At 65.1% G+C, this 2300-nt stretch carries 2 protein-coding genes; one reads left to right on the top strand and one right to left on the bottom strand.

Annotated features, from left to right (window positions below):
- Nucleotides 1–624: MATE family efflux transporter (locus AOQ71_RS47710; protein ID WP_245316864.1), on the bottom strand; the 624-nt coding region annotated here is incomplete at its 3' end.
- Between the two features lie 264 nt (nucleotides 625–888).
- On the opposite strand from AOQ71_RS47710, the gene AOQ71_RS12915 reads away from it, so the two are divergent.
- Nucleotides 889–2220, top strand: a complete 1332-nt coding sequence (locus tag AOQ71_RS12915; protein WP_057742559.1) for an IS1182 family transposase — start codon at nucleotides 889–891, stop codon at nucleotides 2218–2220.
- The last annotated feature ends 80 nt before the right edge of the window (nucleotides 2221–2300 follow it).

The following is a 2300-nucleotide window of genomic DNA, read 5'->3' as shown; positions in this document are numbered from 1 at the left end:
CCCCGCCCCGAACAGACCGAGCTCCGGCATCCCGAACAGGCCATGGATCAGGCAATAGACCAGCGCGAAATTCGCGGGGATCGCCGCGAGCGTGATCCACAGCGGCGCCTGCGGCCGGTTCACCGCGCTCATCATGCTGCGGATCGCGATGAAGCCGAGCGCGGGCGCGATGCCCCAGGCAAGGCCATTCAGATAGCGCTGCGCCAGCGCGGCCGAGTGCGGCGCCTGTCCGAGCGCGATCAGGATGTGCTCGCCATACAGCGGCGAGGCCATCATCGGCAGCGAGATCAGCAGTGCGACCCACAGGCCGACGCGCAAGGAGAGGCGGATGCGCCTGATGTCGCCGGCGCCGAACGCCTGGGCTGCCAGCGGCGATACCGCGGCCATCAGGCCGAGCCCGAACGTGAAGCTGACGAAATAGACGGTGTGCGCAAGTGCCGCAGCCGCGACCGCATCCTCACCGAGCCGCCCGATCAAGGCGAGGTCGCTGGTGATCATCGCAATCTGCCCGAGCTGCGTCAGCATCATCGGCACGGCCAGCCGCAACGTCTCGGCGAATTCCTGCGCGAGATGGCCTTGCACGCCTGTTTGCGGCGGCTGTTGTGGCTGGACGCTGTCGAGCATGGCGGCTGCGATAGCACGGCCGCACGTCGAAAACATGGCCCGGGCGAGGACTCTATCCGCTAGCTCGGTATCGTAGGGTGGGCAAAGGCGCGCTTGCGCCGTGCCCACGACCTATCAATGATTGAGAGAAGGTGGGCACGCTTCCGCCTTCGCTCTACGAGCTACGGCGGACAAGTCGCTTTGCCCACCCTACGAGACTGTGAATCTTTTGTACCGCGTGTCGGGCGAATGTGATTCTCTAGGCAGACTGATCTGCTGGAGAGGATGATGGCTGACGAGGGACTTTTTGGCGAATTGCCGGATCAGTCGGCGCCACGAACCGAAGCGGTGCCGCGGGGTGCACCTCGGCTGCGCGAGCCCGTGCGCAATCAGGTCGAATTGCGGGCGGTCGATATCGACAGCCTGATCGGGCAGGATCATCTGGCCCGGGTGATCTGGGCTTATGTCGAGGGGCTCGACCTGAGCGAGCTGGAAGATCGGGTTAAGGCACGGGAAAACAGGCCGGGCCATCCGGCGCCATCACCCCGGCTGCTGCTGGCGCTTTGGCTGTACGCCACGAGCGATGGCGTTGGCAGCGCGCGGGCGTTGGATCGGCTCTGCGACAGTCACGACGTCTACCGCTGGCTCTGCGGCGGCGTGTCTTTGAACTATCACACACTGTCGGATTTCCGGGTCGGCTGCGCGGACCTGCTGGACCGTTTGCTGGTCGAACATCTGGTGGCTCTGAATGAGGCAGGGCTGATTGATCTGGAGAAGCTGACCCAGGACGGGGTGCGGATACGGGCGAATGCGGGGGCCGGCTCGTTCCGGCGGGAGGCAACGCTCGGCCGGCAGATGGCCCAAGCGAAGGCTGTGGTGGAAGAGCTCAAGCGCGAGGTCGATGCGGATCCGGAAGCCAGCAGCCGGCGTATCAGGGCGGCCAGAGAGCGCGCGGCACGCGAACGCAGTGAGCGGGTGCAGGCTGCGCAGAGGGCTTTGGACGAGATCAAGCGGAAGCGCAAGCAACTCGACGAAAAAGGCGGCAATGGCAAAAAGCCGAAGGAGCCCCGGGCCTCCACCACCGACCCGCAGGCAAGGGTGATGAAGATGGCAGATGCCGGCTTCCGCCCCGCCTACAATGTGCAGGTGGCCAGCGCGGCCGGCGAACTGATCGTGGTCACGGTCGACATCGACAACAACGGATCAGATCGCGGCTTGATGCGGCCGATGCTGGAGCGAACGCGCACTCGGCTGAAGCGCTTGCCGCGTCGCTACCTCGCCGATGGCGGGTTCTGCAGCGGCGAGGACATCGAATGGGCGCACGGTGAAGGCGTCGAGGTCTACTGTCCTCCGCCCAACTCCAGGAGCGGTGTCGATCCCTTTTTACCTCGGAGCAGCGACGGTCCTGGCGTCGCGGCCTGGCGGGCCCGCATGGCCAGCGAAGCCGGCAAGGCACAGTACAAAGCCCGCACGATCTGCGAATGCATCCATGCCCGGTGGCGGAACTGGGACCTCAGGCAATTGACCGTGCGCGGCATCGAGAAGGTCCGTGCCGTCGTGCTCTGGTACGCCCTCACCAACAACATCCTGCAAGGACACCAACTGGCAAAAGCATAGACAGCACAGCCATCCCCCGGCGGTTCGACATCGACGGCCCCCGACATCAGCGCGGGCGCTACCCACTCTTTAATATCGAA

The sequence above is a fragment of the Bradyrhizobium manausense genome (assembly GCF_001440035.1).
Taxonomy (GTDB): domain Bacteria; phylum Pseudomonadota; class Alphaproteobacteria; order Rhizobiales; family Xanthobacteraceae; genus Bradyrhizobium; species Bradyrhizobium manausense.
Note: the sequence above shows the minus strand (reverse complement) of the source record. Positions and strands in the feature narration are given on the sequence as shown.